The sequence below is a fragment of the Anaerolineales bacterium genome (assembly GCA_022866145.1).
Taxonomy (GTDB): domain Bacteria; phylum Chloroflexota; class Anaerolineae; order Anaerolineales; family E44-bin32; genus PFL42.
In genome coordinates, this window is record JALHUE010000419.1 from 1 (window position 1) to 6470 (window position 6470).

At 65.3% G+C, this 6470-nt stretch carries 7 protein-coding genes; all 7 read right to left on the bottom strand.

Going from position 1 to position 6470, the window contains the following annotated elements; all coding sequences use genetic code 11:
• Nucleotides 1-47: 47 nt before the first annotated feature.
• Nucleotides 48-1247 carry a M23 family metallopeptidase gene (locus tag MUO23_12600; GenBank protein MCJ7513794.1) on the bottom strand — a complete coding sequence of 400 codons (1200 nt, stop codon included), beginning with the start codon at nt 1245-1247 and terminating at the stop codon, nt 48-50.
• 56 nt (nt 1248-1303) lie between these two features.
• Complete coding sequence (locus MUO23_12605) at nt 1304-2356, bottom strand: LysM peptidoglycan-binding domain-containing M23 family metallopeptidase (protein MCJ7513795.1); 1053 nt, start codon at nt 2354-2356, stop codon at nt 1304-1306.
• Nucleotides 2349-3629, bottom strand: a complete 1281-nt coding sequence (gene rho / locus MUO23_12610; protein MCJ7513796.1) for a transcription termination factor Rho — start codon at nt 3627-3629, stop codon at nt 2349-2351. Before rho ends, MUO23_12605 begins: the two co-directional genes overlap by 8 nt.
• Before the next feature lie 223 nt (nt 3630-3852).
• The gene (locus tag MUO23_12615; GenBank protein ID MCJ7513797.1) at nt 3853-4671 is read right to left on the bottom strand and encodes a phosphatidate cytidylyltransferase; all 819 of its coding nucleotides are present in this window, start codon (nt 4669-4671) and stop codon (nt 3853-3855) included.
• Nucleotides 4672-5415 carry an isoprenyl transferase gene (locus MUO23_12620; protein MCJ7513798.1) on the bottom strand — a complete coding sequence of 248 codons (744 nt, stop codon included), beginning with the start codon at nt 5413-5415 and terminating at the stop codon, nt 4672-4674.
• Between the two features lie 13 nt (nt 5416-5428).
• Nucleotides 5429-5986, bottom strand: a complete 558-nt coding sequence (frr, locus tag MUO23_12625; GenBank protein ID MCJ7513799.1) for a ribosome recycling factor — start codon at nt 5984-5986, stop codon at nt 5429-5431.
• 209 nt (nt 5987-6195) lie between these two features.
• Nucleotides 6196-6470 (bottom strand): uridine monophosphate kinase (locus tag MUO23_12630; GenBank protein ID MCJ7513800.1); only part of this gene is annotated, 275 nt, incomplete at its 5' end.

The following is a 6470-nucleotide window of genomic DNA, read 5'->3' on the forward strand; positions in this document are numbered from 1 at the left end:
CCCCCTCCATAGCTCATCGAAGGTCCGATCTGGTTCTCGTCGCCGAGCTACGGAAGGAAATCGAGCGGGTTTACCTTGCCATACGAGTCGTTCATCAACTCAAAGTGCAGGTGCGGACCGGAGCAGTTGCCGGTGCAGCCCATGCCACCGATCACCTGCCCCTGGAAAACCGCCTGACCGCAGCCGGAATTGATCGTGCTCAAGTGCGCATAGAGCGACTGCCACCCGTTGCCGTGGTCGATGACGATCACGTATCCGTAGCCCCAGTCGTTCCAGCCCGAGTACACCACCACGCCGCTGTCGGCCGCGAAGATGCCATTGCCCACTGAGCCCCCGAGGTCGATGGCCGGATGCACGCCCGGGTTGTAGTTGTAGCCAGAGACCCAAGTCGAAGACGTCGGCCAGGCGAAGGACCCTGTGCCGATCGGGCCGTCCGAGACAGCGCTGCACGCGCCCGCTCCCAGGATCGAGGCCGAGGCCGGGTTGGCCCGCGTGATCCGCGGCGACTTCCAGGTCGGTGCGTCGCGCTTGCCATCCGGGATCACCAGGGCCGTACCCTCCGGGATCCCCGGGTTGGCGATGTCGATGTCAAGGTCGAGAGCGTTGCCGGGCCATTCCAGGATATCGGTCGGTGAGACACGGAAGAACGTGGCAACACCCTCCAGCGACTCACCCGCGCTCCATAGGTGCAGCGCGCCGTCAATCGGCAGGATGCTCAGCTCCTGTCCCGGCTGCAGCGTGTGGGGGTCGCCGTCAAGCTCCACCCAGTTGCCCCACAGAATTGACTCGGGCTTGAGGTTGAACTTCTCGGCGATGCCGAAGAGCGTGTCGCCCTTCTGCACGAGATACTTGACGATCTCCAGCCGCGGGCGACTGGGGACGACGGTGTGAACGTCGGTTTGGCGTTCGATCCCGAAGTACGTCACGGGGCCGCCGGCGGCGAAGGCCGGCAGGTCGGCGAGGGAGAGGAGTTGCTCTGCCACCGGCGTGGGTTCGGCCCCGGCTGCGGCAGCCGTCTCGGAAGTCCTGTCCGGCAGGGCGCTCAAGCCGCGGCGCACGGCCCACACACCCAAGACGATCACCAGGATCAATCCGGCGTGGCTGCCAAAGCGCAGCAGGTTCTCCCGCCAGCCGCGGCGGCGGATTTCTTCCCAAACCTGACCCGCGGTTCTCAGGCGAGGCCGGCGCTCGCCCGGCGCCGTCGCGGCTTGCGGCCCGGTCTGTGGGTTGCTCTCGGGTTTGTCCATTGGAGACGGCATGATATCGGTCGGCGGATGGGGCGTCAAGCCCACGTTATGTCGCGCTAGGGAAGCACGGACCATGGGCTGACAAATCCGCCCTGGAGACGAGTCTCGAAGTGAAGGTGAGTGCCGGTCGAGTTGCCGGTTGAGCCCATATGGCCGATGACCTGCCCCTGGCCGACGCTCTGGCCGCAGGCGACCCGCGTGTCCGATAGGTGGGCGTACACGGTCTGCCAGCCGGTACCGTGGTCAATCATGACCATATTGCCGTAGCCCCCGTTCGACCAGCCCGAGTACACGACGACGCCGCCATCCGCCGCCCAGATCGGGTCGCCAAGGGCTCCGGCAATGTCGATCGCCAGGTGGCCGGACCAGTAGTCGTTCCCGGAGGTGAAGTGGTTGGCGCTCGGCCAGATGAAACCTCCGGTGCCGACCGCGCCCGACGAGAAATCCCCGCTGCATCCGCCGGCGCCGTAGGCCGAGCCTACGCCGGCGCTGCCCCGGGCGATCGTCGGGATGAACCACGAGCGCAGGGGGCGTGAGCCGCCGGGGATGATCAGTCCGGCGCCCTCCGCCACGGCCATCGTCTCGTCAATTCGGTTGGAGGGCCATTCGAGGATCGTGGCCAGGTCGACGCCGAACTCCTTGGCGATGGCCTCCAGGCTGTCGCCGCTCTTCCATTCGTGGTAGGCGCCGTCCACCGGCAGGATGCGCAACTCCATGCCTGCCTGGATCACATGCGGATCATCGTTCAACGTTTCCAGGTTGCCCCACAGGATGGTCTCGGGCTTAATGGAGAACTTGTCGGCGATGCCGAACACCGAGTCGCCTTTCTGCACGGTATACAACAGCATATCGACGCGGGAGCGCACCGGCGCATCGGTCTCAAGCAAGCTCCGCCGGCCGATCGCCAGATCCCGGCCTGCCTGGGAGAAACCGGGCAGCGCTACCTCAGCCGGGGCTGGCTCGGCCGCCGGCTGGGCGGCTGCCGGCTGCAGCCCGCCGAGGTTGAGGGCGATGGCCCATGCCGCCGCCGACAGACCAAGCACGGCCAGCAGGTATGGCAGCCCGCCTTTCCACGATCGGCCAGAGGCCGCAGGCGTGTCGTCAGTCATCGCTTTCGGTCAGGCGCTCGAGAAATTCCATGTTGTTTTCGGTCTTGGCCAGGCGCTGGATGATGGCCTCGGTGGCGCTGGTGATGTCCATCCCGGCACCCCCCGGCGGCGGGTTGACCATGTGCGAGAACATCCTGCGCATCAGCCACACCCGCGGGGTGATGTCCGGACCCAGCAGCAACTCCTCCCGGCGGGTGGACGAACGCTCGATATCGAAGGCCGGGAAGATGCGCCTCTCCTGCAGTCGGCGCGAGAGATGCAGCTCGAGGTTGCCGGTTCCCTTGAACTCCTCGTACACGACATCATCCATCCGAGAACCGGTGTCGACCAGGCAGGTAGCGACGATCGTCAGCGACCCGCCATCCTCGATATTGCGGGCGGCGCCGAAGAAGCGCTTCGGCGGATAGAGCGCCGCCGGGTCGAGGCCGCCCGACAGCGTGCGTCCGGACGGTGTGACCATCAAGTTGTAGGCACGTGCCAGGCGGGTGATGGAATCCATCAAGATGGCGACGTCTCGCCCGCACTCCACCAGCCGCTTGGCCCGTTCCAGCGCCATCTCGGCCACCCGCACGTGCGAGGCGACCGGCTCGTCGAAGGTGGATGAGATCACCTCGGCGTCCACCGAGCGGTCCATGTCCGTGACTTCTTCCGGCCGCTCCCCGATCAGGGCCACCATCAGGTGGACGTTGGGATAGCGGGTGGAGATGGCGTTCGCCACCTCCTTGAGCACGGTGGTCTTGCCCGCCTTCGGCGGGGAGACAATCAGGCCGCGCTGTCCTTTGCCGATCGGCGAGACCAGGCTCAGCAGGCGGGTGGACAGCGTGAAGCGATCGGTCTCCAGGTCAAATCGTTCCAGCGGGAAGATCGGCGTCAGGTCCTCGAACTTCGGCCGGCTCTTGGCCTCTTCGGGATCGAGGCCATTGATCGACTCCACCCGCAGCAAGCCGTAGTACTTTTCGGTCTCCTTCGCCGGGCGGATCTGGCCGATAACCATGTCGCCGGTGCGCAATCCAAACCGGCGGATCTGCGACTGCGACACGTAGATGTCGTTCGGTCCGGGGAGGTAGTGATCGGCCCGAAGGAAGCCCATGCCCTCGTTCATGATCTCGAGGATTCCCCCGCGCAGTTCCAGGCCCTGGCGCTCGGCCTCGGCCTGCATGATGCGCAGGATCAAGTCCTCCTTCTTGATGCGGGCCGCGCCGGGGACATTCATGTCCTTGGAGAGCGCCCGCAACTCCGTCAGGGTCATGGACTCCAGTTGGGAGATATTCATGTGGTTGGACTCCCTGAAGATGGTCGGCAAGGGTTGGGCCTTGGCGATCGGCCCGGCCGAGGACATCTACAGCACAAAGCGAAATAATCGATTCGATGAGGGCTGGACAATAGGCGAGTTATGGATCTTCAGTTCGGGGGAATTGCCCGGAACCCGTTCCTGCTGGAACGTCAGGATTATAGCACGTCCCAGCCTTCCTCGCAAGGCCGGCCCCAGCCGGTGGCTACCGGGCCAGCCAGAGCACCAAGTAGTAGCCGAGAACCGCGGCCCACAACCAGGAATCGATGCGGTCCAGCACGCCGCCGTGCCCCGGAAGCAGGCTGCCCGAGTCCTTCACCTGGACCTGGCGCTTGATCATGCTGATCCCGACATCTCCCAGCGTGGTCACGACCGCCAGGACCGTGCCGATGATCAGCCCATTCACGATCGAGAACGGCAAGGGGTTCTCGGCCCATCGGCTCCAGACCACTGCCAGCAGGGCCCCCGAAACCGAGCCGGCAGCGACGCCCGCCAGATAGCCCTCCCACGTCTTCTTGGGGCTCAAGCGGGGGGCAAGCTTGTGGCGGCCGAGGCGCCGGCCGACGAAGTAGGCCGCGCTGTCCGCCAACCAGACGGACGGCAGGACCAACAGCAGCCACCAGGCGCCATCCGGTAGAGTGCGCAGAGATACGAAATAGCCGCCGATCCATCCCAGGTACAACACCCCGCCCCAGGTGAGCGCCATATCCGAACCCGAGTTGGGCGCCCCACGCTCAAAGTCCACCAGATGCCAGGCCATCCCGAGCAGGCAAACCAATGCCAGCAGCTCAGGGGCTCCGCCGAATCCCCAGGCGTACCGGGCGAGGGCAAACAAGCAACAGAATCCGACAAGCAGAGGCAGGCTCGGTCGCTGGCCAGCGGCTAGGAACAGGCGTCCATACTCAAAGCCGGCCAGCCCGAGGATCAGGGCGATGCCCAGGGCGAACCACCAGCCACCGGCCAGAATCACCGCCAGGCCGATCGGCAGCAGCAGCAAGACGACCAACACTCGCTGCCTGAGCATTCAAGACCCGCGGGCGGGGGCCCGAACCCGGCCGAAGCGCCGTTCGCGCTGGTCGAAGGCCTGCAGGGCGGCGAGCAGCTGCTCGCGTCCGAAATCGGGCCAGAGCGTCGGGGTCACGTACAGTTCGGCATAGGCGCCTTGCCAGATCAGGAAGTTGCTGACGCGCATCTCGCCCGAGGTTCGGATGATCAGATCCGGGTCGGGCGAATCGGCAGTGAACAGGTACCGGGAGATCAGGCTCTCATCGATGTCTTCGGGTGCGTGCCCGGCGGCCACGATCTGCTGAATTGCCCAGACCAGCTCGTCCCGGCCGCCATAGTTCCAGGCAATGTTCAGCACCAGGCGCTGGTTCTGGCGCGTCATATCAATCGCGTAGCGGACCTTCTGCTGCAAGTGCGGCTCGAGCCGCTCGAGGCGCCCGATATGGCGAAGCTGCACTCCATTGCGATGCAGCTCATCCAGCTCCCGGTCGATCACGTCCTCCAGGATGTTCAACAACCCGCGCACCTCCTCCGGCGGACGGGCCCAGTTCTCCGTCGAGAAGGCATAGATGGTCAGGTAGCGGATGCCGAACTCGGTGCAGGCCTGGATGACCCGCCGCAAGTTGTCGACCCCGGCCCGATGCCCGGCCAGGCGCGGCAGGCCGCGTTTGCGGGCCCAACGCCCGTTGCCATCCATGATGATGGCGATGTGGGCCGGAATGGTGCTGGGGAGCTTGACGCTGGGATTCTTGCTCTTGGCCATGGGCGGCGGTTGGTCAGACCTCGAGGATCTCAGCTTCCTTGCGCTGGCCGACAGCGGTCACGGTCTCGATGTGATGGTCGGTAAGCTTCTGCAGACGGTCTTCCCCCCGCTCGAGGTCGTCCTCGGAGATCAGTTTCTCGCGTTCGAACTCTCGCATATCGTTGTGCACATCCCTGCGCACGTTGCGGACTGCCACTTTCGCTTCCTCCACCCTGGCGCGTACGACGCGCACCAACTCGTGCCGTCTCTCCTCTGTCAAGGCAGGGATGTTCAGGCGGATCATCTTGCCGTCATTGTTGGGCGTCAACCCGAGGTCCGAGGCCTGGATGGCCCGCTCGATGTCCTTCAAGCTAGCCGGGTCGAAGGGTCGGATGGTCAGCAGCCTGGGTTCGGGAGCCGAGATCGTCGCCAACTGCATCAACGGCGTTGGGGTCTCGTAGTACTCAACCAGCAGGCGCTCGACCAGCGCCGGGGAGGCCCGCCCGGTTCGGATCCCCGAGAGGTCTTCCTCCAGTGAGCGAGTGGCGCCAGCCATGCGAGACTCAGCTTCGGCCAGGGCATCTTCGATCATTGCCTTCTCCTCGGTTGGATGATCTCATCCGCCGCGGCAGGTCGCATCAGGCTCGCCCTCCCCCAGAAGCCAGCCCTCGAACTCGGCGATCGGAGCGATTCCCCCCCGACCACTGTCCGGGCAGCCTGACGGCGAGGGGAACCTGCTGAGGCGCTCCAAGGATAGCCCAAATCCGCCGGATTGCGAAGCGGGGTGAACCCGCCTCCGGCCTACCCGGCGATCGTCGTGCCGACCGGCTCACCTTGTACGGCGCGCTGCAGCGCCCCGGGCTGCCACAGGTCCAACACCAGGATCGGCAAGCTGTTGTCCATACACAACGAGATGGCGGTGCTGTCGATCACCTTCACCCGCCGATTGAGGGCGTCAATATAGGTCAGACGGTCGAAGCGTGTGGCGGAGGGGTCGATCTCGGGGTCACTTTCGTACACGCCGTCGACCTTGGTGGCCTTGATCACGACATCGGCCCCGATCTCCATCGCCCGCA